Source organism: Streptomyces sp. NPDC048507 (assembly GCF_043199995.1).
Taxonomy (GTDB): Bacteria; Actinomycetota; Actinomycetes; order Streptomycetales; family Streptomycetaceae; genus Streptomyces.
The window spans coordinates 254326-277921 of sequence record NZ_JBICWZ010000009.1 but is presented as its reverse complement, the minus strand read 5'-3'; the positions used below and the strand labels follow the sequence as shown (position 1 = coordinate 277921).

22 protein-coding genes, 1 rRNA gene and 1 riboswitch are annotated in these 23596 nt (G+C 71.4%); of the genes, 17 read left to right on the top strand and 6 right to left on the bottom strand.

All coding sequences use genetic code 11. From position 1 onward, the window contains the following. Positions 1-137 precede the first annotated feature (137 nt). From rrf to ACGFXC_RS25280, 11 genes are all read left to right on the top strand, one after another. A 5S ribosomal RNA gene (gene rrf, locus ACGFXC_RS25330) occupies positions 138-255 on the top strand. A gap of 141 nt (positions 256-396) precedes the next feature. Next, positions 397-987: a CDP-alcohol phosphatidyltransferase family protein gene (locus ACGFXC_RS25325; RefSeq protein WP_393716374.1), complete on the top strand. Its 591-nt coding sequence runs from the start codon at positions 397-399 to the stop codon at positions 985-987. 101 nt (positions 988-1088) lie between these two features. After that, complete coding sequence (locus ACGFXC_RS25320; RefSeq protein ID WP_393716372.1) at positions 1089-3587, top strand: sugar phosphate nucleotidyltransferase; 2499 nt, start codon at positions 1089-1091, stop codon at positions 3585-3587. Positions 3588-3708: 121 nt separating this feature from the next. Then, positions 3709-4614, top strand: coding sequence for a DUF881 domain-containing protein (locus ACGFXC_RS25315; RefSeq protein ID WP_393716370.1), 906 nt, complete (start codon positions 3709-3711; stop codon positions 4612-4614). Then, positions 4611-4943 (top strand): small basic family protein, encoded by a 333-nt coding sequence (locus ACGFXC_RS25310; protein WP_030158423.1) that lies wholly within the window; start codon positions 4611-4613, stop codon positions 4941-4943. The genes ACGFXC_RS25315 and ACGFXC_RS25310 overlap by 4 nt, the downstream gene beginning before the upstream one ends. Positions 4944-4948: 5 nt before the next feature. Further along, positions 4949-5746 (top strand): DUF881 domain-containing protein, encoded by a 798-nt coding sequence (locus ACGFXC_RS25305; RefSeq protein WP_393716368.1) that lies wholly within the window; start codon positions 4949-4951, stop codon positions 5744-5746. 130 nt (positions 5747-5876) lie between these two features. Beyond that, the gene (locus ACGFXC_RS25300) at positions 5877-6773 is read left to right on the top strand and encodes an FHA domain-containing protein (protein WP_393716367.1); all 897 of its coding nucleotides are present in this window, start codon (positions 5877-5879) and stop codon (positions 6771-6773) included. 42 nt (positions 6774-6815) lie between these two features. Next, a complete protein-coding gene (locus ACGFXC_RS25295) occupies positions 6816-7580 on the top strand; it encodes a MerR family transcriptional regulator (RefSeq protein WP_393716365.1) in 765 nt (254 codons plus the stop codon). 63 nt (positions 7581-7643) lie between these two features. Next, a complete protein-coding gene (locus ACGFXC_RS25290; RefSeq protein ID WP_007262890.1) occupies positions 7644-8117 on the top strand; it encodes a bifunctional nuclease family protein in 474 nt (157 codons plus the stop codon). A 213-nt stretch (positions 8118-8330) separates the two neighbouring features. Beyond that, positions 8331-8969 (top strand): MerR family transcriptional regulator, encoded by a 639-nt coding sequence (locus ACGFXC_RS25285; RefSeq protein ID WP_393716363.1) that lies wholly within the window; start codon positions 8331-8333, stop codon positions 8967-8969. Between the two features lie 56 nt (positions 8970-9025). Continuing rightward, entirely contained in the window at positions 9026-10504 is a 1479-nt protein-coding gene (locus ACGFXC_RS25280; protein WP_393716361.1) for a DNA polymerase IV, read from the top strand. On the opposite strand, the gene ACGFXC_RS25275 is transcribed toward ACGFXC_RS25280, so the two are convergent. After that, a complete protein-coding gene (locus ACGFXC_RS25275) occupies positions 10501-10857 on the bottom strand; it encodes a PRC-barrel domain-containing protein (protein WP_393716359.1) in 357 nt (118 codons plus the stop codon). The two genes, ACGFXC_RS25280 and ACGFXC_RS25275, sit on opposite strands and share 4 nt — an antisense overlap. A gap of 121 nt (positions 10858-10978) precedes the next feature. After that, positions 10979-11077: riboswitch (glycine riboswitch) on the top strand. 197 nt (positions 11078-11274) lie between these two features. Here ACGFXC_RS25275 and gcvP point away from each other — a divergent pair. Continuing rightward, positions 11275-14160, top strand: a complete 2886-nt coding sequence (gene gcvP / locus ACGFXC_RS25270; protein ID WP_393716357.1) for an aminomethyl-transferring glycine dehydrogenase — start codon at positions 11275-11277, stop codon at positions 14158-14160. 126 nt (positions 14161-14286) lie between these two features. On the opposite strand, the gene ACGFXC_RS25265 is transcribed toward gcvP, so the two are convergent. Both ACGFXC_RS25265 and ACGFXC_RS25260 read right to left on the bottom strand, forming a co-directional pair. After that, entirely contained in the window at positions 14287-14475 is a 189-nt protein-coding gene (locus ACGFXC_RS25265) for a DUF5999 family protein (RefSeq protein ID WP_042809437.1), read from the bottom strand. 291 nt (positions 14476-14766) lie between these two features. Next, on the bottom strand, positions 14767-15387 hold the full coding sequence (locus ACGFXC_RS25260; protein WP_393716355.1) for a hypothetical protein: 621 nt from the start codon (positions 15385-15387) through the stop codon (positions 14767-14769). Between the two features lie 493 nt (positions 15388-15880). On the opposite strand from ACGFXC_RS25260, the gene ACGFXC_RS25255 reads away from it, so the two are divergent. Together ACGFXC_RS25255 and ACGFXC_RS25250 are read left to right on the top strand one after the other, a co-directional pair. After that, entirely contained in the window at positions 15881-17416 is a 1536-nt protein-coding gene (locus ACGFXC_RS25255) for a glutamate-cysteine ligase family protein (protein ID WP_393716353.1), read from the top strand. Between the two features lie 87 nt (positions 17417-17503). Beyond that, the gene (locus tag ACGFXC_RS25250; RefSeq protein WP_393716351.1) at positions 17504-18304 is read left to right on the top strand and encodes a CPBP family intramembrane glutamic endopeptidase; all 801 of its coding nucleotides are present in this window, start codon (positions 17504-17506) and stop codon (positions 18302-18304) included. Between the two features lie 30 nt (positions 18305-18334). On the opposite strand, the gene ACGFXC_RS25245 is transcribed toward ACGFXC_RS25250, so the two are convergent. Further along, a complete protein-coding gene (locus ACGFXC_RS25245; RefSeq protein ID WP_393716350.1) occupies positions 18335-19153 on the bottom strand; it encodes a PhzF family phenazine biosynthesis protein in 819 nt (272 codons plus the stop codon). Between the two features lie 304 nt (positions 19154-19457). On the opposite strand from ACGFXC_RS25245, the gene ACGFXC_RS25240 reads away from it, so the two are divergent. Then, positions 19458-20072 (top strand): PadR family transcriptional regulator, encoded by a 615-nt coding sequence (locus ACGFXC_RS25240; protein WP_393716348.1) that lies wholly within the window; start codon positions 19458-19460, stop codon positions 20070-20072. Positions 20073-20153: 81 nt separating this feature from the next. Here ACGFXC_RS25240 and ACGFXC_RS25235 read toward each other — a convergent pair whose 3' ends face one another. Beyond that, positions 20154-20582, bottom strand: a complete 429-nt coding sequence (locus ACGFXC_RS25235; protein ID WP_393716347.1) for an SRPBCC family protein — start codon at positions 20580-20582, stop codon at positions 20154-20156. A 171-nt stretch (positions 20583-20753) separates the two neighbouring features. On the opposite strand from ACGFXC_RS25235, the gene ACGFXC_RS25230 reads away from it, so the two are divergent. Both ACGFXC_RS25230 and ACGFXC_RS25225 read left to right on the top strand, forming a co-directional pair. After that, a complete protein-coding gene (locus tag ACGFXC_RS25230; RefSeq protein ID WP_393716345.1) occupies positions 20754-21719 on the top strand; it encodes a DMT family transporter in 966 nt (321 codons plus the stop codon). Between the two features lie 224 nt (positions 21720-21943). Beyond that, positions 21944-22945: a DMT family transporter gene (locus ACGFXC_RS25225; RefSeq protein WP_393716343.1), complete on the top strand. Its 1002-nt coding sequence runs from the start codon at positions 21944-21946 to the stop codon at positions 22943-22945. Here the strand turns inward: ACGFXC_RS25225 and ACGFXC_RS25220 are convergent. Further along, the gene (locus ACGFXC_RS25220) at positions 22927-23595 is read right to left on the bottom strand and encodes a pyridoxamine 5'-phosphate oxidase family protein (protein ID WP_393716341.1); all 669 of its coding nucleotides are present in this window, start codon (positions 23593-23595) and stop codon (positions 22927-22929) included. The two genes, ACGFXC_RS25225 and ACGFXC_RS25220, sit on opposite strands and share 19 nt — an antisense overlap. Position 23596 lies beyond the last annotated feature (1 nt).

Here is a 23596-nt window from a genome sequence, read left to right as displayed (position 1 = left end):
CAGATGTGGAAGCCCGGTAACGGGTGGAGCTGACTGGTACTAATAGGCCGAGGGCTTGTCCTCAGTTGCTCGCGTCCACTGTGTTAGTTCTGAAGTAACGAACTGTGTCCATATCCGGTTGGTTAACTTCATAGTGTTTCGGTGGTCATAGCGTTAGGGAAACGCCCGGTTTACATTCCGAACCCGGAAGCTAAGCCTTTCAGCGCCGATGGTACTGCAGGGGGGACCCTGTGGGAGAGTAGGACGCCGCCGAACAATCATTGTGGGAAAGCCCCGCACCAGGTAACTGGTGCGGGGCTTTTCTGCGTTCTGGGGCCGGCCGGGCCACTCGTGGACTCCTGTAGGGTCAGGGGGCATCGATTCGACCATTTCTAGCGTCACAGTGGAGGCCCCCGGGTGGAGGTCCAGGAGACTCGGGTTCAGACTGACCGAATTTTCACCATTCCGAACATCCTGAGCATGGCTCGCCTCGTCGGCGTACCCCTGTTCCTCTGGCTGATCCTGGCGGGTCACGACGGGTGGGCGCTGGCCGTCCTCATGTTCAGCGGGATCAGTGACTACCTCGACGGGAAACTCGCGCGGCGCTGGAATCAGATCAGCAACCTGGGGCGGCTGCTGGATCCCGCCGCGGACCGGCTCTACGTCCTGACCACGCTGTTCGGCCTCACCTGGCGCGAGATCCTGCCCCTGTGGCTCACCGGGTTGCTGCTCGCCCGCGAGGCAATGTTGCTGGTCATGGTGTGGATCCTGCGCCGACACGGCTATCCGCCCCCCCAGGTGAACTTCCTCGGGAAGGCCGCGACCTTCAATCTGATGTACGCCTTCCCCTTGCTACTGCTGAGCGACGGGACCGGCTGGCTGGCCTGGGCGGCGTCCGTTTTCGGATGGGCGTTCGCAGGTTGGGGTACAACGCTCTATTGGTGGGCAGGAATCCTATACGTGGTGCAAGTCCGCCGTCTCGTGAAGGCGGACGCCACGGCCGATTGAGCTCGCTCGGCGCCGGTACTGACGCGGAGGAGTAGCGGAGTCACCGTCCGGGACGGGTGAGGTCGGCCAGACCGTCATCTCTCTAGGAGGACTCTTCCGACATGAAGGCCGTCGTGATGGCCGGTGGCGAAGGTACGCGGCTTCGCCCCATGACCTCAAGCATGCCCAAGCCGCTCCTGCCGGTGGCGAACCGGCCGATCATGGAGCACGTGCTCAGGCTGCTCAAGCGCCATGGGCTCAGCGAGACCGTGGTCACCGTTCAGTTCCTGGCCTCGCTCGTCAAGAATTACTTCGGTGACGGCGAGGAGCTCGGTATGGAGCTCACCTACGCCAACGAGGAGAAGCCCCTCGGTACGGCCGGCAGCGTGAAGAACGCCGAGGAGGCCTTGAAGGACGACACCTTCCTCGTCATCTCCGGCGACGCGCTGACGGACTTCGACCTCACCGATCTCATCAATTTCCACAAGGAGAAAGGCGCACTGGTCACGGTGTGCCTGACCCGGGTGCCCAATCCGCTGGAATTCGGCATCACGATCGTGGATGAGGAAGGGAAGGTCGAGCGCTTCCTCGAGAAGCCGACGTGGGGCCAGGTGTTCTCGGACACCATCAACACCGGCATCTACGTGATGGAGCCGGAGATCTTCGACTACGTCGACGCCGACGTGTCCGTCGACTGGTCCGGAGACGTCTTCCCCCAGCTGATGAAGGAAGGCCGGCCGATCTACGGCTACGTGGCCGAGGGCTACTGGGAGGACGTGGGCACCCACGAGAGCTACGTCAAGGCACAGGCCGACGTGCTCGAGGGCAAGGTCCAGGTCGACATGGACGGCTTCGAGATCTCGCCCGGCGTGTGGATCGCCGAAGGGGCCGAGGTGAGCCCCGACGCCGTCCTGCGCGGCCCCCTGTACGTCGGGGACTACGCCAAGGTCGAGGCCGGGGTGGAGGTCCGCGAGCACACCGTCATCGGGTCGAACGTCGTCGTCAAGAGCGGCGCCTTCCTGCACAAGGCGGTCGTGCACGACAACGTGTACATCGGGCCCCACAGCAATCTGCGCGGCTGCGTGATCGGGAAGAACACCGACATCATGCGGGCGGCCCGGATCGAGGACGGGGCCGTCATCGGTGACGAGTGCCTGGTGGGCGAGGAATCGATCGTCCAGGGCAACGTACGGGTCTACCCCTTCAAGACCATCGAGGCCGGCGCCTTCGTCAACACCTCGGTGATCTGGGAGTCGCGCGGGCAGGCCCACCTCTTCGGTGCGCGCGGCGTCTCCGGGATCCTGAACGTGGAGATCACCCCCGAGCTGGTCGTCAAGCTCGCGGGCGCCTACGCGACGACCCTGAAGAAGGGTGCGATCGTCACCACCGCCCGTGACCACTCCCGCGGCGCGAGAGCCCTCAAGCGTGCGGTCATCTCCGCCCTCCAGGCCAGCGCCATCGACGTCAGGGACCTGGAGAACGTACCGCTGCCGGTCGCGCGCCAGCAGACGGCCCGCGGGGCCGCCGGCGGCATCATGATCAGGACCTCTCCCGGAGTGCCCGACTCGGTGGACATCATGTTCCTCGACGAGCGGGGAGCGGACCTCTCGCAGGCGCAGCAGCGCAAGCTGGACCGGGTCTACGCGCGCCAGGAGTACCGGCGTGCGTTCCCCGGCGAGATCGGCGACCTGCAGTTCCCGTCCAGCATCTTCGACTCGTACACGGGTTCGCTGCTGCGGCGGGTGGACACCACGGGCATCGCCGATTCCGGCCTCAAGGTCGTCGTGGATGCCTCGAACGGCAGTGCGGGTCTTGTTCTGCCCAGCCTGCTGGGCCGGCTCGGGGTGGACGCGCTGACGATCAACCCCGGCCTGGACGAGTCCAGGCCGACCGAGACCCGGGACTCCCGGCGGGCCGGCCTGGTGCGGCTCGGCGAGATCGTGGCCTCGGCGCGGGCGGCCTTCGGCGTGCGCTTCGACCCGGTCGGCGAGCGGATCTCCCTGGTCGACGAGCGCGGGCGGATCATCGAGGACGACCGGGCGCTGCTGGTGCTCCTCGACCTGGTGGCCGCGGAGAAGCGCAGCGGCAAGGTGGCGCTGCCGGTGACCACCACGCGCGTCGCCGAACAGGTGGCGGCGTACCACGGCACGCAGGTGGAGTGGACGACGACCTCGCCCGACGACCTGACCAGGGTCGGACGGGAGGAGACCACGATCTTCGGCGGGGACGGCCGGGGCGGGTTCATCGTTCCGGAGTTCGGCAGCGTCTTCGACGGGTCGGCGGCTTTCGTCCAGCTGATCGGCCTGGTGGCGCGCACCCAGCTCACGCTGAGCCAGATCGACGCGCGGATCCCGCGGGCGCACGTGCAGAAGCGGGACGTGCCGACCCCGTGGGCGGCGAAGGGGCTCGTCATGCGGCGGGTCGTGGAGGCGGCCGGGGACCGGCAGGTGGACACCACGGACGGGGTGCGCGTGGTCGAGACCGACGGGCGGTGGGCGCTGGTCCTGCCGGACCCGGCGGAGGCGGTCACCCACCTGTGGGCCGAGGGCCCCGACGACGCGTCCGCGCAGGCCCTGCTGGACGAGTGGGCCGCGGTGGTGGACGGCGCCGGCGAGCACTGACCGGGGCCCGCGCCCGTACGCGGGCGGGCGGGCACCGGAGGCGGGCGGGCCGGGCACGGGGAGTCACCCGGCCCGGCCCGCCGACGAGCGCATTGGGTACGGGCGGGGGCGACATGCGACGATGTGCGGCATGTCGCAGCCGCCCAACAACCGGAGTTCGGCCACGCCGCCCGCGCGCCCGGACGCTTCCATGTCGCTGCTGACGCACGTGATGGACCACAGTCTCGACGAGGGCTATGCGGAGGCGTCGGCCCGCCGCCGGGCGGACGGTACGGCGGGCCTGCCCCGTACCCTCAAGGCCAAGCTGGCGCTCGCCGCCGGGCTGGTGCTCGCCGCGATGGTCGTCACCCTCGGTGCGGCCCAGGCGCGGGTGGCGGCGCCGGTGCTGGCCAAGGAGCGCCAGGAGCTGATCGACCGGGTCGAGCGGGCCGACAGCCGGGCGAACGGGCTGGAGCGGGACGTGGAGCGGCTGCGGAACGAGGTCTCGGACCGCCAGGGCGAGGTGCTCGATCAGTCCGGCGGGGACCGGGCGCGGCTGCTCGCACTGCTGTCGGGTGCAACCGAAGTGCGTGGTCCGGGCGTCAAGCTGGTGGTGGACGACGCGAAGGGATCTTCGCCGGGAGGTGGCGGAGGCCCGCGCGAGAGCGCCGGGTTCTCGGACACCGGGCGGGTCCGCGACCGGGACATGCAGCGGATCGTCAACGGTCTGTGGCAGGCGGGAGCGGAGGCCGTCTCGATCAACGGACAGCGGCTCACGGCGCTGTCGGCGATCAGGGCCGCCGGTGACGCGATACTGGTCGACAACCGGCCCCTGGTGCCGCCCTACGAGGTCCTCGCGGTCGGGGACAAGAAACGGCTCGGCACCGCCTTCCAGGACTCCGTGGACGGCCAGTACCTGCACGTCCTCCAGGAGAGCTACGGGATCCGCTACACCTTGTCCGCCGTGGACCAGGTGAAGCTGCCGGCCGCGTCGAGCCTGACCGTCCACACAGCTACAGCAGCAGAGCAGAAGAAGGGTGCATCGTGATCGCGGTACTGGGCCTCGTGGCCGGAGTGGTGGTCGGACTGCTGGTCCGCCCCGAGGTGCCGGCCGTGGTGGAGCCTTATCTGCCGATCGCCGTGGTGGCCGCGCTGGACGCGGTGTTCGGCGGTCTGCGCGCGATGCTGGACGGCATCTTCGTCGACAAGGTCTTCGTGGTGTCGTTCCTGTCGAACGTGGTCGTGGCCGCCCTGATCGTCTTCCTCGGTGACAAGCTGGGCGTCGGCTCGCAGCTGTCGACGGGTGTGGTCGTCGTCCTCGGCATCCGGATCTTCTCCAACGCCGCGGCCATCCGCCGGCACGTCTTCCGGGCGTGAGGCCGATGAGCACGGACAACACCCCGCCGCAGGAGCCGAACGTCCCGGAGCGTCCGCCGAAGGACGAGGCGCGGCCCGAGGAGACCGGGCGCCAGCGGCTGGCGGCCGGACTGTGGCCGCCCCGCGTCAGCCGGGCCCAACTGATCGTCGCGCTGCTCCTGTTCGTACTGGGCCTCGGGCTCGCCATCCAGGTACGGTCCAATAGCGACTCCAGTGCGCCGCTGCGCGGCGCCCGTCAGGAGGACCTCGTACGGATCCTCGACGAGCTGGACGGGCGGACCAAACGGCTGGAGGACGAGAAGCAGAAGCTGGAGGACCAGCGCAAGGAGCTGGAGAGCAGCTCGAACCAGGCGGAGGAGGCGCGTCGCCAGACGGTGGAGAAGGAGCGCCAACTGGGCATCCTGGCCGGTACCGTGGCTGCCCAGGGGCCGGGGATCACGTTGCGGATCACCGACACCAAGGGTCAGGTGCGCTCGGACCAGCTGCTGGACACGTTGCAGGAGCTGAGGGCGGCCGGGGCCGAGGCGATCCAGATCAACGGCGTGCGCGTCGTGGCGGGCTCGTACTTCTCGGACGAGGGAGGAGGGGTCTCGATCGACGGTAAGAAGATCACACAACCCTATGAATTCAGGGTGATCGGCAAACCGCAGGATCTGGAGCCGGCGCTCAACATCCCGGGCGGTGTCGTGCAGACCATGGAGAAGGAACAGGCCACGGTCGCCGTCACACGGTCGGCGAAGATCATCGTGGATGCCTTGCGGGCTGCGAAGCAGCCTGACTACGCTCGGTCGTCATCGTCATGACGCGGAGCGGAATGTGGACGGGCTCACGTGGGCGGATGCCTGCGGGGGGTCGACGCACGGAAGTCGCCGTGCGTGGTGGAAACTGTCTGGTGGTTACGGACGTTGTCAGAATGTCCGGGTCGGCAGGTGTGTGCATGCAGAGTTCGTCCTGCCCCACGGGCGGGTCTGTTTCGGTCAAGGGGAATCGCCCGTGAAGTTGTTTGAGAAGTTGTTCGGCAAGAAGAACCGCGAGGAAAGCGGTTCGGCTCGGCACCGTGCGGGGCACGGCGACGTGGAAGGGCAGGGCGACCGGCCGCTCTTCCGTGACGAGGTGGCCGGTTCGGGAGACATTTCGGGCGCGCAGGGCGCGTCGGCTGTTGACCCTGCCGGTTCCGGACGCATAGGTTTCGGTGAACCATCAACCTCAAGTACGGGTGGAGGGTTTGCGCCCGACCCGTATGCCACCAACGCCTCCGCGGGGCACCCGCGGCGCGAGGAGCCGTCCATGTCGGCCGAGCAGGTCTGCAGCAGGTGTGGCCACCGCAGCGATGCGGCGAGCCGCTTCTGCTCCAACTGCGGGGCGCCGCTGCGGGCGGGTCTGACGCCGGAGCGTGCTTCGGAGACCACGTCCACCATCTCGATCTCGGGCCTTGAGGCCTACGAGGCCGAGGTGTCCGGACAAGCGCACGTGTCGTCCTCACTGTCCCCCGAGGCCCAGGCCGCGGTGGAGGCACTGCCGCCCGGTTCCGCCCTGCTGATCGTGCGGCGCGGCCCGAACTCCGGCAGCCGCTTCCTGCTGGACGGCGAACTGACCACGGCGGGCCGGCACCCGCAGAGCGACATCTTCCTGGACGACGTCACCGTCTCCCGGCGCCATGTCGACTTCCGCCGGGGCCAGGACGGTGGCTTCACCGTCTCCGACGTGGGCAGTCTCAACGGCACGTACGTGAACCGTGAGCCGATCGACTCGGTCGCCCTGCACAACGGCGACGAGGTGCAGATCGGCAAGTACCGGCTGGTCTTCTACGCGAGCCTGCGGGGCGTCTGACCCTCTCCCGGACCCGTCCGGGAGAACCCGAGGGAAGGTCCCATGCTGCGTACCCCGACCGGCGGTGCCCCGAAGAACGGCACCGCCGGGACCGGCGGGCGGCTGGTGAGCATCGGCACGGTGCTCACCACGCTGCGCGACGAGTTCCCCGACGTCACCATCTCGAAGATCCGCTTCCTGGAGGCGGAGGGGCTCGTCGAGCCCGTGCGCACGCCTTCCGGATACCGCAAGTTCAGCACGGGCGACGTGGAACGGCTGGGCCGGATCCTTCGGCTCCAGCGGGACCACTACCTGCCGCTCAAGGTCATCAGGGAGCAGCTGGACGCCCTGGAGCGGGGCGAGCAGATCCGCATCCCCGGGCCCGCCGCGCACGGGGAGTCGATGGATCCGTCCGGTCCCGCGGCCCTGTACGGGGAGGTCGGTCGGGAGCGGCCCACCGTGGCCCGCGTCGGCCGCGCCGAGCTGCTCGCCGCCGCCGAAGTGGACGAGGTCCAGCTCGTCGAGTGGGAGTCGTACGGCCTCATCTCCGAGCTGCCGGACGGCGGGTTCGACGCCGAAACCGTCACCGTGGCCCGCCTGATCGCGGATCTCGGCCGGTTCGGGCTGGAACCGCGCCACCTGCGAGCCATGAAGGCCGCCGCGGACCGGGAGGCCGGGCTGATGGAACAGCTCGTTGCACCCTTGCGCCGCCACCGCAACCCGCAGACCCGGGCGCACGCCGAGGCCACGATGCGGGAGCTCGTGGGACTGTCCGTACGGCTCCACGAGGCGCTCGTACAGACCGCTCTCGGTGCCCGTCAGCACTGACCGGACCGGCAGTCGGGGGGCCCCGACTACCCAAACCGGCCGGGCAGGTCCTAGGGTTGCTGTGTGAACGAGCTCGACGTTGTGGGTGTCCGGGTGGAAATGCCCTCCAACCAACCGATCGTGCTCCTGCGTGAAGTGGGAGGCGACCGGTACCTCCCCATCTGGATCGGTCCTGGGGAGGCGACGGCCATTGCCTTCGCGCAGCAGGGGATGGCCCCTGCCCGGCCGCTGACGCACGACCTGTTCAAGGACGTGCTGGAAGCGGTCGGTGAGGAGCTCACCGAGGTCCGGATCACGGATCTGCGGGAGGGCGTCTTCTACGCGGAGCTTGTCTTCGCCAGTGGGGTCGAGGTGAGCGCGAGGCCGTCGGACGCCATAGCGCTGGCCCTGCGGACGGGGACGCCGATCTACGGCAGTGACGGCGTGCTCGACGACGCCGGCATCGCCATTCCCGACGAGCAGGAGGACGAGGTGGAGAAGTTCCGCGAGTTCCTCGACCAGATCTCGCCCGAGGACTTCGGCACCGGCCCGCAGTGAGGGCGGGGGTGGAGGCGGGCGCGGACGCCGCGAAACGCGGGCCGCGTTGCCCACCGGGAACTTTCAGCCCATTCGAGTAGCCTTTCCCCGCAATGGGGTACGCGAAACCACTCTCAGGGTGATTATCACTCGGCGTGCCGAGTGTGGCGATCGTTGACGCACCCCTGGTCACTGCCTACCTTCGAGGTGGCAGGTCAAGGACGGAGGGTCGGCGTGAGGATCACGGGCGACGGTACGACCGGGGGCACCCCCGCACGGAGTGATGGTGGGCCGTACCCGCTGCACGGCGGTGCGGCGGGTTCCGCGCACCGTCAGCCGGCGTCGACGCCGGTCGGACCGGTGAACGACGCCCCGGCGCCCGCGCAGGTCGGCTACCGGGGACCGACGGCGTGCGCCGCCGCCGGGATCACGTACCGGCAACTGGACTACTGGGCGCGGACCGGGCTCGTGGAGCCCAGCGTGCGGCCCGCCTACGGGTCCGGCACGCAGCGTCTCTACAGCTTCCGGGACGTGGTCGTCCTCAAGATCGTCAAGCGCTTCCTGGACACCGGGGTGGCGCTGCAGAACATCCGCACCGCCGTGCAGCACCTGCGTGACCGGGACTTCTCGGACCTGGGCCGGATGACCCTGATGAGCGACGGCGCGACCGTGTACGAGTGCACCTCCCCGGACCAGGTGGTGAGCCTGCTGGAGGGCGGCCAGGGCGTCTTCGGGATCGCCGTGGGCGTGGTGTGGCGGGACGTCGAGAACGCCCTGTCGCAGCTGCACGGGGAACGGGTGGACACCGGGGAGACCCTGGTGGGGCACAACCCCGCCGACGAGCTGGCCGCGCGCCGCAACCGCGCCGTCTGAGCGGCGCGGAGGCCGCCGTCACCGCGATGTCAGTGGCATAGGGCAGCATCGGTGCGGTGAGAGCCGCCCCGACCATCATGCACCTGGACATGGACGCCTTCTACGCCTCGGTCGAGCAGGGGTCGAAGCCCAGTCTGCGGGGCAAGGCCGTCATCGTCGGCGGCCTCGGACCGCGCGGTGTGGTGGCCACCGCCTCCTACGAGGCCAGGCGCTTCGGGGTGCACTCGGCGATGCCGACCGCCCAGGCGCGCCGGCTCTGCCCGAACGGCGCCTACCTGATCCCCCGCTTCAGCCTCTACCGCGAGGTCAGCGAGACGGTCATGGGCCTGCTGCGCGAGCTGTCGCCGCTGGTGGAGCCGCTCAGCCTGGACGAGGCCTTCGTGGACCTGGAGGCGGGCGGCACCGCCTTCGACTCGGCGGGCGCCCGCGCGGCCGGGGAGCGGCTGCGGGCCGACATCACGGCCGCGACGGGGCTCAGCGGATCGGTGGGGCTGGCCGGCTCGAAGATGCTGGCCAAGGTCGCCTCGGAGGAGGCCAAGCCGGACGGGCTGCTGCTGATCGAACCGGGGACCGAGCGGGAGCTGCTCGCGCCCATGTCGGTGCGGACGCTGCCCGGGGTGGGGCCGGCCACCGGGGAGCACCTGAGGCGGGCGGGGATCACCACCGTCGGGGAGTTGGCGCGGGCGGGGGAGGACGAGCTGGTCCGGATGGTGGGGCGGGCCCACGGGGTCGGGCTGTACCGGATGGCGCTCGGGCTGGACGACCGGCCGGTGGTCGCGGAGCGGGACGCGAAATCGGTGTCCGTGGAGGACACCTTCGACGTGGACCTGCACGACCGGGTGCGGATCCGCTCCGAGGTGCAGCGGCTCGCCGACCGCTGCGTGGGGCGGCTGCGCGCCTCCGGGCACTCGGGGCGGACCATCGTCCTGAAGGTGCGGCGGTACGACTTCTCCACGCTGACCCGCTCCGAGACCCTGCGCGGGCCCACGGATGACGCCTCGGTGGTCCGGGAGGCCGCGGCGCGGCTGCTGGAGGGCGTGGACACCACCGGCGGCGTGCGGCTGCTGGGGGTCGGTGTGACGGGGCTCGCGGACTACACGCAGGAGGACCTGTTCGCCCAGGCGCTCGGCGCCGGAGCCGACGCGCTCGGCGAGGCCGGGGGTGAGGGGGAGGACGCGGAGCCGGAGGCGGAGGGCGTTGCGCCGGACGGGGCGGCCGGGGCCGGTGAGGCGGATGTCGTCGGGGGTGATGAGGGTGCCGGTTCCGGGGCGGCGCCCGCGGCGCCGGGGGAGCCGGAGCCGCAGGCCGCTCCCGTACGGCACTGGGCCGCGGGGAGCGACGTACGGCACGCGGTGTACGGGCCCGGCTGGGTGCAGGGCAGCGGGGTGGGGCGGGTCACCGTACGGTTCGAGCGGCCGGGATCGCCGCCCGGGCGCGTGCGCACCTTCCGGCTGGACGACCTCGAACTGGAGGCTTCCGATCCGCTTCCCCTGGTGGGGTGGCGGCCCGCGGACGGGGACGGCGCGGAGTCCTAGGACCGGCTCTCGGGCGGGGGGTGGTGGAAGCTGCCCGGCAGGGTCACGTCCAGGCCGTAGTGGTGGTAGAGCTGCAGCTCCTGTTCGGGGGAGAGGTGGCGGCCGACCCCGAAGTCGGGGGCGTCCTTGATCAGGGAGCGTTCGAAGGGCACCCGCAGGGTGTCGCCCACCACCTCGCTGGGCTCCAGCGGGACGAAGGCGTCCCGGCCGAAGAGGCCCGTGCGGACGGCGGCCCATTCCGGTACGCCCGTGGCGTCGTCGAGGTAGACCTCGTCCACGGTGCCGATCTTGGCCCCGTTGCGGTCGAACGCCTTGCGGCCGATCAGGCTGCGCGGATCGATGTCGGTCTGCACGGTCCCTCCGTACGGTCGCAGTGGTACAACTCATCCGTAATCACTACAGAAGTGCATATTGGGAGAGGGGGCCACTCGAGGGAGTCGCGAGATCCTCGCTGGTAGGCTGGGTGATGGCTGTCGACCCTGTGCGGGAGAGTCCTCCGAGTGAGCGTGACGGAGGCGCCGAAGGAGCAAATCCTCCCCGGAATCTCTCAGGCATACGTACCGCACGTGGTGAGGCCACTCTGGAAAGCAGGGGCGGGAACCGGGCACGCAGTACCGGTCCCTCTCCTCACCGACGGTGAAAGCCGGACCGCAGGGGCGATCCCCGTGCGGCCCGGTGAAGCTCTCAGGTTGAGATGACAGAGGGGGAGGCCGTCCGGGTGCCCGCGCCGTGGTGCCCCTCGCAGGTCATACGACCAGGAGGCCTCCGTCATGACCGCCAACCGCATTCCGCTCTCCCAGCTGGAGCGAGGCATCCCCTTCGAGCAGCGCCACATCGGCCCGGACGCCGAGGCGCAGGCCAAGATGCTCGCCCACGTGGGCTACGGCTCCCTGGACGAGCTCACCGCGGCCGCGGTGCCGGATGTGATCAAGACCGCCGACGCGCTGGACCTGCCCGACGCGCGCACGGAGGCCGAGGTGCTGGCCGAGCTGCGCTCGCTCGCGGACCGCAACCAGGTGCTGTCGTCGATGATCGGCCTCGGCTACTACGGCACCTTCACGCCCCCGGTGATCCTGCGCAACGTCATGGAGAACCCGGCCTGGTACACGGCGTACACCCCGTACCAGCCGGAGATCTCGCAGGGCCGCCTGGAGGCGCTGCTGAACTTCCAGACCGTCGTCGCCGAGCTGACCGGGCTGCCGACCTCCGGCGCCTCCCTGCTCGACGAGGGCACCGCCGCCGCCGAGGCCATGTCCCTGGCCCGGCGCGTGGGCAAGGTCAAGGGCGGTGTCTTCCTGATCGACGCCGACGCGCTGCCGCAGACCATCGCCGTGATCGAGACCCGTGCCGAGCCCATCGGGATCGAGGTCGTCGTCGCCGACCTGTCCGGGGGCATCCCGGACGGGATCGCCGAGCGCGGCGTCTTCGGCGTGCTCCTCCAGTACCCCGGTGCCTCCGGCGCCGTGCGCGCGATCAAGCCGGTCATCGACCAGGCCCACGAGCTCGGTGCCGTCGTCACCGTCTCGGCCGACCTGCTCGCCCTGACCCTGCTGACCTCCCCGGGCGAGCTCGGCGCCGACATCGCGGTCGGCACCACCCAGCGCTTCGGCGTCCCGATGGGCTTCGGCGGGCCGCACGCCGGTTACATGGCCGTCCAGCAGAAGCACGCCCGCTCGCTGCCCGGCCGCCTCGTCGGCGTCTCCGTCGACGCGGACGGGAACAAGGCCTACCGCCTGGCCCTGCAGACCCGCGAGCAGCACATCCGCCGCGAGAAGGCCACCAGCAACATCTGTACCGCCCAGGTGCTGCTCGCCGTCATGGCCGGGATGTACGCCGTCTACCACGGTCCGGACGGCCTGCGCACGATCGCCCGCCGCACCCACCGCTACGCCACCCTGCTCGCCGCCGGCCTCGCGGCCGGCGGGGTCGAGCTGGTGCACGGCTCCTTCTTCGACACGGTCACCGCCCGGGTGCCGGGCAAGGCCGCCGAGGTCGTCGCCGCGGCCCGCGAGGGCGGGGTCAACCTCTTCCGGGCCGACGCCGACCACGTCTCGGTCGCCTGTGACGAGACCACCCTGCGCGCCGACCTCGACGCCGTCTGGGCCGCCTTCGGCGTCAGCGCCGACATCGAGGCCCTGGACGGGGCCACCCCGGACACGCTGCCCGAGGAGCTGCTGCGCTCGGACGCGTACCTGACCCACCCGGTCTTCCACCAGCACCGCTCCGAGACCGCGATGCTGCGCTACCTGCGCAAGCTCTCGGACAAGGACTACGCGCTGGACCGCGGCATGATCCCGCTGGGCTCCTGCACCATGAAGCTCAACGCGACCACCGAGATGGAGCCGGTGACCTGGCCCGAGTTCGGCCAGCTGCACCCGTTCGCCCCGGTCGAGCAGGCGGGCGGCTACCTCACGCTCATCACCGAGCTGGAGGAACGTCTCTGCGAGGTCACCGGCTACGACAAGGTCTCGATCCAGCCGAACGCCGGCTCCCAGGGCGAGCTCGCCGGCCTGCTGGCCGTGCGCGCCTACCACCGGTCGAACGGCGACGAGCAGCGCACCATCTGCCTGATCCCCTCCTCCGCGCACGGAACCAACGCGGCCAGTGCCGTGATGGCCGGCATGAAGGTCGTCGTCGTCAAGACGGCCGACGACGGCGAGGTGGACGCGGACGACCTGCGCGCCAAGATCGAGCAGTACCGCGACGAGCTCGCCGTGCTGATGATCACCTACCCGTCCACGCACGGTGTGTTCGAGGAGCACGTCGCCGACATCTGCGCCCAGGTGCACGAGGCCGGCGGCCAGGTGTACGTCGACGGCGCCAACCTGAACGCCCTGGTGGGCCTCGCCAAGCCGGGTCACTTCGGCGGCGACGTCTCGCACCTGAACCTGCACAAGACCTTCTGCATCCCGCACGGCGGCGGCGGCCCGGGCGTCGGCCCGGTCGGTGTCCGGGCGCACCTCGCCCCCTTCCTGCCGAACCACCCGCTCCAGCCGACCGCCGGCCCGGAGACGGGCGTCGGTCCGATCTCGGCCGCTCCCTGGGGCAGCGCCGGCATCCTGCCGATCTCCTGGTCGTACGTGCGCCTGATGGGCGGCGAGGGCCTCAAGCGCGCCACCCAGGTGGCGGTGCTCGGCGCCAACTACATCGCCAAGCGCCTGGAGCCGCACTACCCGGTGCTCTACACCGGCCCGGGCAACCTGGTCGCGCACGAGTGCATCATCGACCTGCGTCCGCTGTCGAAGGCCACGGGCGTGAGCGTCGACGACATCGCGAAGCGTCTGATCGACTACGGCTTCCACGCCCCGACCATGTCCTTCCCGGTGGCCGGCACGCTGATGATCGAGCCGACGGAGTCCGAGGACCTCGCCGAGATCGACCGCTTCTGCGACGCGATGATCGCCATCCGTGCCGAGATCGAGCGGGTCGCGGGCGGTGAGTGGCCGCTGGAGGACAACCCGCTGGCCAACGCCCCGCACACCGCGGCGGCCCTCGGCGGCGAGTGGAACCACCCGTACAGCCGGGACGAGGCCGTCTTCCCGGCCGGCGTCACGCCCGCCGAGAAGTACTGGCCGCCGGTCCGCCGGATCGACGGCGCCTTCGGCGACCGCAACCTGGTCTGCTCCTGCCCGCCGCTGGACGAGTACGACAACTAGTCCCGTGACGTGACGGACCGAAGGGGCCGGCCCGCGGAGCTCATGCTCCGGGGCCGGCCCCTTCGGCGTGCGTCCGTACGTCCGTAGGTCCGTGCGCCGTGCGCCGTACTCTCCGTACGAGGTCTCCTAGGCCGCCGCGAGCGGGCGGTGCGGGGCGATGATCTTGCCGTCGGGCAGCAGTTCACCGGTGTCCTCGAAGAGCAGGACGCCGTTGCACAGCAGGCTCCAGCCCTGTTCCGGGTGGTTGGCCACCGGGCGGGCGGCCTCCCGGTCTGCGGACTCTGATGACGGGCAGGCAGGCTGGTGCTGGCACATGGATGCGTTCTTTCGCTGCGGTGTGGTCTGTTCGCTACGGCTCGATGCGTGATTCATGGCCGTCCCCCTGTGTCGTCCCCGCGCCTGCGGGGAGGATGTCCTCAGTGTTCCCCCACGACGGCTGCTTCGCAGGTATTTCCCGGCAGCTGTCCTCATGGATTGAGGACGCATCACCCGTGCGGGCGGTTCAGGCCAACTCCCCTGTCATTTCGGATGGTTCGCGGGTGGCCCATCCGGGCTAGGCCGTATGGGCCACCCGGATCAAGCCGGACGGGCCACCGCAGGACGGCCTCAGGCCGCCGGCGCGGCCAGCGAGGGCGGTACGGGTGGGGCGGGCGGGGTCAGCCGGTGGGTCAGCACGGGCAGCAGTTCCGAAACGGTGTGCGGCCGGTACGGGGCGATCCCCGGCGGGGCGGGTGCCAGCGGGACCAGCAGGTCGGCGGCGGCGGGCAGCCCGGCGGAGGCGTCGGCGCCGACCGCTCCGTGCAGCCACAGGGTCAGCATGTACAGCTCCGGCACCGACAGCAGCCGGGGCTGGTAGCCCTTGCCGAGCGACTCGGCCTGGCGCAGGGCGCGTTCGGTGGCGGCTACGTAGGGGCCCTCGAAGAAATGGGAGAAGGCCCAGCCGTCCGGGGTCAGCCGGGTGTCGGCCGCCGCGACGAAGCGGTCGCCGCTGCGGATCAGGAACCGCCACCCGGTCAGCCGGGTGCGGGGCGGGCGCCCGCCGGCGGCGAGGCCCGACATGTTCAGCCGGTCGAGCACGTGCACCGGGAGCGGGAGTTCGGCGGTGAGGGGTCCCTGGATCGCGCGCAGGGACGGAGTGTGCGCCTCGTGGACGGCGGCGGGAGAACCGAGTGCCGCGAGGACGCTGCGCAGGGCGGGCGCGGGGGCCGGGGGGACATGCAGCGGCATGGTGGGTCGCCTCTCGACTGGGAGACCTGTGGTGCGGGGGAAGGTGCGGACGGCGCTGTCGCATTCTGGGGTCAGAGGTGGGCTGAGGGGCAATGGCCGCGCGCCAACTCTCTGCCTCGTTTGCGGAGTTTATACGACCTGTGTTCACGCGGTGTTTCGGCTAGCTGTCCCGGCTATTGCCGACAAGGTGGTTACCGGTCCCGCTGACATGGTATTCGTGCCGGTTGCGCGCGAACGCGGCGCTCTGACCTCGGAGGCTACCCGACGGGGGCTCGGCTGGAAAGCGCCGGTTATGGGAAATCGGCACAGTCGACGCGGAATGTGCATAAGCCGAGTTGCCAGGTGAATGTGCCGAAGCGCCCATCTGGCCATACCGGCGCGCGCTCCCCGCCAGACCCCCCGGACCGGCGTTATCGATCACGGCGCCTGGGCATCATCGACCGTAACGCGCGCCCGGGTGCACCGCGCCGGGCACTGGAGGAGGGACGATTCGATGGGGGAGAAGGTCGTGGCAGGCGGATTCGACCTGTCCGATCGGCATCGGTATCGGAGGAAGCTTCACGAGTGCCTGGAGGGACTGGAGCGGCTTCTGGCGGAGAAGAGGTTCGATCGGCCCAAGAACATGATGGGGCTGGAGATCGAGCTGAATCTCGCGGGTGCCGACGGTTTGCCGCGCATGGTGAATGCACAGGTACTGGAGCGGATTGCCAGCCCCGATTTCCAGACCGAACTCGGAATGTTCAATCTGGAGGTCAACGTACTTCCGCACCGGCTCGGCGGCCGGGTTTTCGACCAGCTCGCCGAAGAGCTGAGCGCCGGGCTGCACTACGCCCACCGGCAGGCGGCCGGAATCGAGGCGGGGGTGGTGATGATCGGGATCCTGCCCACCCTCTCCCGGGCGGACCTGGCGCCGGCCAACCTCTCGGCCGTGGACCGCTATTCGCTGCTCAACGAGCAGATCCTGACGATGCGCGGGGAGGACTTCACGCTCGACATCGAGGGGGTCGAGCGGCTGACCTGGAGCACCGGGTCGATCGTGCCGGAGGCCGCCTGCACCTCCGTACAACTGCACCTTCAGGTCACCCCGGCCCGGTTCGCCGACGTGTGGAACGCCGCGCAGGCGGTGACCGCCGTACAGATAGCGGTGGGCGCCAACTCGCCGTTCCTGTTCGGGCGGGAGCTGTGGCGCGAGTCGCGGCCGCCGCTGTTCACCCAGGCCACCGACACCCGGCCGCCCGAGCTCCAGGCGCAGGGGGTGCGGCCGCGCACCTGGTTCGGGGAGCGCTGGGTCGATTCGGCGTACGAGCTGTTCGCGGAGAACGTCCGCTTCTTCCCCTCGCTGCTGCCGATCTGCGACGAGGAGGAGCCACTGCGGGTGCTCGCCGAGGGCGGGGTGCCCGGCCTCCAGGAGCTGGTGCTGCACAACGGCACCGTCTACCGGTGGAACCGGCCCGTCTACGGGGTCGCCGACGGGGTGCCGCACCTGCGCGTGGAGAACCGGGTGCTGCCGGCCGGGCCCACGGTGGCCGACGTCGTCGCCAACGCCGCCTTCTACTACGGCCTCGTCCGGACCCTCGCGGACGAACCGCGCCCGGTGTGGAGCCGGCTGCCGTTCGCGGAGGCGGAGGCCAACTTCGACGCGGCCTGCCGGTACGGGATCGACGCGCGGATCCGCTGGCCGCGCCGGGGCCGCGCCGGGGGGCTGGTGAGCGTGCCCGCGGTGCGGCTGGTGCTGGAGGAGCTGCTGCCGATGGCCGCGGCCGGGCTGGACGCGTGGGGCATCGAACCCGCCGACCGGGACCACTACCTCGGCATCATCGAGGAGCGCTGCCGGCGCCGGGTGAACGGTGCCACCTGGCAGGTCGACACCTACCACCGGGCCCGCGCCGGCGGACTGGACCGCGACGCCGCCCTGGCGGCGACCACCCGGCGCTACAGCGAACTGATGCACAAGGGCGACCCCGTACACACCTGGCCGGTCGGCCCGGCGGAACAGGAGGTGGACCGCGCCGCCGCCGCCCGGCGCTGAGCCGGTGGTCCCGTCCGGCCGCCGAGGGGGCAGTATGGGGTGGTCGGAACAGGATGCCGCCGTGGGACGGCAGGACGGGAGTCGGGCGTGCGCACGGAACCGGAGCCGGTGGTCGGGGAACTGCGCGGGGACGGGCGGCGGGGTCTGCTGCGGACCGAGACGCTGCTGGTCCTCGCGCTGTCGCTGGGGGCGAGCGGCGTCTCGGCGCTGATCAGCTTCGTCGGGTCGCTGACCAAGCCGGGCGGTCTCAAGGACCAGGCCGCCACGCTCAACGGCTCGTACGCCCCCGGGCGGCCCTGGCTGGACCTGGCCTGGCAGCTGTTCGGGATCGCCTCCGCGCTGGTGCCCGTCCTGCTGGTGGCGCACCTGCTGACCCGGGAGGGCGCCCCGGGCCTGCGCGTCCTCGGCTTCGACCGGACCCGTCCCGGCTGGGACCTGGCCCGGGGGGCGCTGGTCGCCGCCGGGATCGGGAGCGCGGGACTGGCGTTCTACCTGGCGGCAAGGGCCTCCGGCTTCAACCTGACGGTGGTGCCGGAGGCGCTGCCGGACGTGTGGTGGAAGTTCCCGGTGCTGATCCTCTCCGCGGTGCAGAACTCCGTGGTGGAGGAGGTCATCGTGCTGGCCTACCTGCTGCGCCGGCTCGGCCAGCTGGGCTGGTCGCCGACGGCCGCCCTGCTGGCCAGCGCGGTGCTGCGCGGCTCGTACCACCTCTACCAGGGCATCGGTGGGTTCATCGGCAACGTGGTGATGGGCGTCGTCTTCGTGCTGGCCTACCGGCGCTGGGGCCGGGTGGGGCCGCTGGTCGTCGCGCACGCGCTGCTCGACATCGTCGCCTTCGGCGGCTACGCGCTGCTCGCGGGCAAGGTGGGCTGGCTGCCCACCCCGTAGCCGTATCCATGGCCGTAGCCGTCCCGCGTCTCAGGGCCGGGCGAGCAGTTCGCCGTCGATCACGGTGACCGCCCGGCCGCTGAGCAGGGTGCGCTCGCCCGCGAGGGTGACCTCGACCAGGCCGCGGCGAACACCGCCCTGCAGGCCGGTCAGCGTGGTGCGGCCCAGGCGGGCCGCCCAGAAGGGGGCCAGGGCGGTGTGGGCGCTGCCCGTCACCGGGTCCTCGTCGATGCCGTGCAGCGGGAAGAAGCCGCGGGAGACGAAGTCGTAGCCCGCGGCCGGGTCCTCGGCGGCCGCGGTGACGATCACCCCGCGCCGGGCGCGGTCGCGCAGGGCGGCGTGGTCGGGCCGCAGTTCCCGTACGGTCCGCTCGTCGGCAAGCTCCACCAGGAGGTCGCCGATGTGCGCGGCGGTGTCGTGGACGGAGACGACCGGGGCGCCCAGGGCGCGGGCGATCTCGGCGGACGGCTCGACGGGGGTCAGGGACGAGGTCGGGAAGTCCAGGGTGAGCGCGCCGTCCGCCCCCGCGCCGGCCGTGAGGATCCCGCAGCGCGCGGCGAAGCGGACCGGGCCCGGGGCGAGACCGCCCTCGATCAGTACGTGGGCGGTCGCGAGCGTGGCGTGCCCGCACAGGTCGACCTCGCCGGCCGGGGTGAACCAGCGCAGTGCCCAGTCGGCCTCCCCGCCGGGCGGCAGGGGCCGCACGAACGCGGTCTCGGAGAGGTTGACCTCGGCCGCGACCTGCTGGAGCCAGGCGTCGTCGGGGAAGGGGCCGTCGAGGACGAGGACTCCGGCGGGGTTGCCGTGGAAGGGGCGGTCGGTGAAGGCGTCGACGATTCGGATGCGCATGGATCCGACGGTAGGGGAGCCGGCCGGGGGCGGGCCAAGGCCAATCCGGGATGACTGGCCTTGGCCGGGCGTACGGCCGCGGATCAGGTGCGGGAGAGGGGCTTGGTGCCGCCCAGGGCCAGGACGGGGGTGAGGTTTCCGTCGCCGCCGCCGCAGCGCTGAGGGTGCCGAACGGGTTCATTCCGCTCCGACTGTCGAAGATAGGTTCCGATATATCGTTGACGCATCGCGATGAGTCGGCGATAGTGAAGGAGTCGAAACGACACCAACCGCTGAGACAAGCGATGACGAAAGGAGCGCAGTGATGCGTTCACGTGGACAGCACGACCACGGACATGAGCACGGACGGGGTCACGGCCACTGCGGGCCGGACCGTCGGGAGGAGTTCGAGGGGCGGCGCGCCGCCTTCGGGCCGTTCGGGCCGCCCTTCGGTGGCGGGCCCTTCGGCGGGCGCGGCGGACGGGGCGGCCCCCGGGGCCGGGCGCGGCGCGGTGACGTGCGCGCCTCCATCCTGGCGCTGCTCGCCGACCGGCCGATGCACGGCTACGAGATGATCCAGGAGATCGGCGAGCGCAGTGGCGGGGCCTGGAAGCCCAGCCCCGGCTCGGTGTACCCGACCCTCCAGCTGCTCGAGGACGAGGGGCTCATCACCAGCCAGAGCGAGGGCGGCAAGAAGCTGTTCACGCTCACCGACGCGGGCCGCGCCGAGGCCGAGTCGGGTCCGGACGCCCCCTGGGCGGATGCCGGGCGCGGCTTCGACTTCGAGGCGATGCACGAGATCCGTGCCGCCGGCGCCGGCCTGATGGAAGCCTTCGGGCAGGTCTTCAAGACCGGCACGCCCGAGCAGCGCGAGAAGGCCCTCGTGGTCGTCAACGACGCCCGCAAGAAGCTGTACCTGATCCTGGCCGACGAGCACTGATCCCGGCCGCCGGGCCTCCCGGCACGGCGACGGCGCGCCCCGCGAGACCGCTCGCGGGGCGCGCCGTACGCGTGTCCGGGGTCAGGCGACCAGGCCCGCCAGCTTGCGCAGGGACTCGTTCAGCGCGGCGGTCGCGGAGTCCTTGAGCTTGCCCGCCATCAGGGAGACGGCGGCGCCGGTGAACTCGCCGTCGATGCGGACGGTGGTGGCCCCGCCGTCCGGGACCAGGGTGTAGCGGGTCAGTACGGCCACGCCCATCGGCCCCTTGCCGGTGATCGCGAAGAGCCGCTGGTCCTCCAGCTCGGACACCGTCCACAGGACCTCGGCGGGGAAGCCCATCATCTTCATGTTCTCGGCGAAGGTGGAGCCGACGGCGAGGGTCTCGGGACCGCCCTTCGGGAAGTTGGTGTGGGTCATGCTCCACTGCCCGTACGCGTCCCAGTCGGTCAGCTGGGCCCAGAGCTTCGCGGCGGGCGCCTCGATGCGTGATTCCGCGGTGACTTCAGCCATGCGTCCACCCCTTCTCGTCGGGTTCGTGCGGCGGAAGGTAGCCCCGGCGGGCGGAACATTCAATACTGACGACCAGTCAGATCCGGGGGTGTGCGGCCGCTCCGGCGCCGGGTACGTCTCAACAGGCGTCACCTGTGTGACGCTCCTGACCGCCCCTGCCATGATGGCCCGATGCAAGCGTCAGGGAAGAACGCCGGGCTGGGCCTCGCCCTGGTCTCGGCGTGCGCGTTCGGTGGTTCGGGTGTCGCGGCGAAGCCGCTGATCGAGGCGGGTCTGGACCCGCTGCACGTGGTGTGGCTCAGGGTGGCCGGGGCGGCGCTGGTGCTGTCCCCGGTGGCCTGGCGGCACCGCGCTCTGCTGCGGCGCAAGCCCCTGCTCCTCGCCGGTTTCGGCCTGGTCGCGGTGGCCGGCGTACAGGCCTTCTACTTCGCCTCCCTGTCGCGGATCCCGGTCGGTGTGGCCCTGCTGCTGGAGTACCTGGGCCCGGCCCTGCTGCTCGGCTGGATCCGTTTCGTGCAGCGCAAGCCGGTGACCCGGGCGGCCGCGGCCGGCGCGGCGGTGGCCGTCGTGGGGCTGGCCTGCGTGGTCGAGATCTGGTCGGGGCTGAGCCTGGACCCGCTCGGGGTGCTGCTCGGCCTCGCCGCGGCCTGCTGCCAGGCCTTCTACTTCGTCTTCGCCGACCAGGGCACCGACGGGGACGACGTGCCCGACCCGATGGGCGTGATCGCGTACGGGATGATCATCGGTGCCGTGGTCATGACGGCGATCGCACGGCCCTGGGGGATGGACTGGGGGGTGCTCGGCGGGGACGCGGCGCTGGGCGGGACGCGGGTGCCCGCCCTGGTACTGCTGGGCTGGGTGGTGCTGGTCGCCACGGTGTTCGCGTACCTGACCGGGGTGGTCTCGGTGCGCAAGCTCTCCCCGCAGGTGGCGGGCGTGGTGGCCTGCCTGGAGGCGGTCATCGCCACCGTTCTGGCGTGGGTGCTGCTCGGCGAGCACCTGTCGACCCCGCAGATCGTGGGCGGGGCGCTGGTGCTGGGCGGTGCCTTCATCGCGCAGTCCTCGCGGCCCACCCCGCCGGGCGCCGCCGATCCGTCCGTACTGGCGGCCCCGGAGCCGACCGGTTCGAAGGCGTAGGCGCAGGCGTACGCGTAGTCGTGGGAGGGGGCGGGCCTGGTCCGGCTCGGGAGCACCCCGTAAGGTGCGGTGCATGCCGACGACCGTGCTTCCGCCTCCCGCCGCCTAGCGCGGGCGGCCACCACTCGTACGAGGATCCCGCCCGGGAGTTCCCGGGCCGGTTCGCGCTGCCCGCGAAGCGATGACCTGCTTCCTTCATCCTTCACGCATGCGCGGAGACACACGTGTCGAACCATTCGCCCGCAGCCGGGCGCAGTCTGCTGTACCTCGTCGTCGCCGGAGCCGCCTGGGGCACCGCCGGAGCGGCCGCCTCCCTCCTCTTCCTGGTCAGTGACCTCGGCCCGCTCGCCCTGTCGTTCTGGCGGTGTGCGGGCGGGCTGGTCGTGCTGCTGGGGGTGCTCGCCGTACGCCGCCCCGCGCGGGTGCGGGCGCGGCGGCCCTCGGTGGGCTCGCTGATCGGGACGGGGTTGCTGTTCACCCTGTTCCAGGCCGCCTACTTCGCCGCCGTCCGCGATACCGGCCTGGCGGTGGGCACCGTGGTCACCCTGGGGGCGGGCCCGGTGCTGATCGCGCTGGGCGGCCGGTACTGGATGGCCGAACGGCTGGGGCGGGGCGGGGTGGCCGCCGTCGTCGGGGCGCTGGCCGGGCTGGCCGTGCTGGTGCTCGGCTCCGGGGGCGGCGAGGTGCGGCCGGCCGGGGTCGGCTGGGCGCTGCTGTCGGCCGCCGGGTACGCGGCGATGACCCTGCGGGCGCGGTGGCTGGGCCGGCGCGGGGCCGGTGGCGACCCGCTGGTCACCACCGCCTGGTCGGTCGGGGTGGGCACGGTGTGCCTGCTTCCGTTCGCCCTGCTGGAGGGGCTGGCGCCGCACACCGCCGACTGGGGCCGGGTGCTGTGGCTGCTGGTCTACGTCGCCACCGTCCCGACGGCGCTGGCGTACGCGCTGTACTTCACCGGCGCCGCGGCGGTGCGGGCCGCGACGGTGTCGGTGATCATGCTGATCGAGCCGGTCAGCGCGGCGGCGATCGCCGTCTGGCTGCTCGGCGAACGGCTGACCGGGCCGGTGGTGCTGGGCACCGCACTGCTGCTGTCGGCGGTGGGCGCGCTGATCGTGGCCGAGGCGCGCGGGGTCGGGGGCGGGGCCGCGGACGGGGACCCCGCTGGGGACGGAGGCGGTGCCGGGCCGGTGGCCGGGCCCGCCCCGCGGCCTCAGAGCGCGGCGATGTAGTCCGGGGTCGGGATGCCGGGGGCCAGGTCGGCGGCCGGGACGGGGGCCCCGTACGCCGGCGCGACCGGGACGACGCCCGACCAGAACGGCAGGTCCATGTCCTCGGCGTCGTCGTTGGGGCCGCCCGTGCGGATCTTCGCCGAGACCTCGGTCAGGTCCAGGCGGATCACGGCCGTCGCCGCGAGCTCCCGGGCGTTGGCGGGCCGGGAGTCGGCCGCGCGGCCCGGGACGACGTGGTTGACCAGGGCGTCCAGGGCCGTGCGGCACTCGGCCTCGTCGGTGACCTGGTGGGCGGTGCCGTGGACGACCACCGAGCGGTAGTTCATCGAGTGGTGGAACGCGGACCGGGCCAGGACCAGCCCGTCGACGTGCGTCACCGTGAGGCAGACCGGCAGACCCGGGTCCGTGCGGCCGGCCGCCAGCAGCGGGCGCGAGCCGGTCGAGCCGTGGATGTAGAGGGTCTCGCCCACCCGGCCGAAGAGGGTGGGCAGGACCACCGGCGCGCCGTCGCGGACGAACCCGAGGTGGCAGACGTAGGCCTGGTCGAGTATCGAGTGCACGGTCTCGCGGTCGTAGCTCGCCCGCTGGCGGGCGCGGCTCGGGACGGTGCGGTCGGTGGGCGCGTAGGCGTCGGCGGGCGTGGCGGTCATG